At 57.3% G+C, this 1206-nt stretch carries 3 protein-coding genes; 1 reads left to right on the top strand and 2 read right to left on the bottom strand.

The features are described from left to right. A partial coding sequence (locus I5W_RS09240; RefSeq protein WP_044529000.1) for a DUF2130 domain-containing protein occupies positions 1-750 on the top strand: 750 nt, incomplete at its 5' end. On the opposite strand, the gene I5W_RS34210 is transcribed toward I5W_RS09240, so the two are convergent. Together I5W_RS34210 and I5W_RS34205 are read right to left on the bottom strand one after the other, a co-directional pair. Beyond that, the gene (locus I5W_RS34210; protein WP_374702129.1) at positions 719-940 is read right to left on the bottom strand and encodes a hypothetical protein; all 222 of its coding nucleotides are present in this window, start codon (positions 938-940) and stop codon (positions 719-721) included. The genes I5W_RS09240 and I5W_RS34210 overlap by 32 nt on opposite strands. Then, positions 937-1128 carry a toxin VasX gene (locus I5W_RS34205; RefSeq protein WP_374702130.1) on the bottom strand — a complete coding sequence of 64 codons (192 nt, stop codon included), beginning with the start codon at positions 1126-1128 and terminating at the stop codon, positions 937-939. Before I5W_RS34205 ends, I5W_RS34210 begins: the two co-directional genes overlap by 4 nt. Positions 1129-1206: the final 78 nt, after the last annotated feature.

The following is a 1206-nucleotide window of genomic DNA, read 5'->3' as shown; positions in this document are numbered from 1 at the left end:
ATGGTCGGTGAAACTCTGGAGCAGCACTGCGAGACCGAGTTCAACCGCATCCGCGCCACCGCCTTCCCGCGCGCCTACTTCGAGAAGGACAACGATGCGCGCAGCGGCAGCAAGGGCGATTACATCTTCCGCGATACGGATGAAGCCGGCACCGAGATCGTCTCCATCATGTTCGAGATGAAGAACGAGAACGATCACACCGCCACCAAGAATCGCAACGAAGACTTCCTCAAGGAACTGGACAAGGACCGCCAGGAGAAAGGCTGCGAATACGCCGTGCTGGTGTCGATGCTGGAGCCGGACAGCGAGCTGTACAACACCGGCATCGTCGATGTATTCCATCGTTATCCCAAGATGTACGTGGTGCGTCCGCAGTTCTTCATTCCCATCATTACGCTGCTGAGGAATGCCGCGCTCAATTCCCTGAAATACAAGACCGAACTGGCGCTGGTGAAGGCGCAGAACATCGACATCACCAACTTCGAATCCGAGCTCGACACCTTCAAGGCGGCCTTCGCCAAGAACTATGACCTGGCTTCGCGCCGTTTCCAGACCGCCATCGATGAGATCGACAAGTCCATCGACCACTTGCAGAAGACCAAGGAAGCCTTGCTCGGCACCGACCGCAACCTGCGCCTGGCCAATGACAAGGCGCAGGATGTCACCATCAAGCGCTTGACCCGAGGCAATCCGACCATGGCGGCCAAGTTTGCCGAGATCAAGAAGGAGCAGTCCGAGGACGGGCAGTGATGGTCTGCTTGTCGTGACGGCCTGAAGCGCTTAAAGCGATGCAATCAGGCTGGCTCGTGAGCCAACCAAGATGTGCCATCACCAGTTGCAGAAAGCGCGGTTCGAATTCCTTGAGCGTGGCTTCGTAGAGCGCCGGAAACTCTTCAAGCCGTTTCATGTCCAGCGTCGTCTTGCCATTGTCATGCGTCAAGTCATGCCATGCCTCGTCTTCAGCAGCCTGCTGGCGAGCGGCCTGATCCTCACCATACTTTTTCTTCTGCTCCCGCTGCTTTTTGGCATAGCGTCCCGGCCGCCCGCCGCACCATAAGGACTGGCCACGGCATAGCGGACCGGATAGATCAGCAAGCCTTTCTTGTCGCAAAAATTGCATCCGTTCATTGTGCTGCTCCTGTAGAAGGAGACATCAGGTGGCGCACTGCCTCCATCTGTCGGTAATCGTCGGGGGCGAAGCGCTGT

The sequence above is a fragment of the Herbaspirillum sp. B65 genome (genome assembly GCF_000333555.1).
Classification (GTDB): Bacteria; Pseudomonadota; Gammaproteobacteria; order Burkholderiales; family Burkholderiaceae_D; genus Herbaspirillum; species Herbaspirillum rubrisubalbicans.
The sequence above is the reverse complement of the archived record's forward strand: the minus strand, read 5'-3'. Positions and strand labels throughout refer to the sequence as shown.

Bases quoted from the DNA above. Each gene is read 5' to 3' on its own strand.
- I5W_RS34205 (WP_374702130.1), bottom strand. From the start codon at position 1,128: ATGAACGGATGCAATTTTTGCGACAAGAAAGGCTTGCTGATCTATCCG.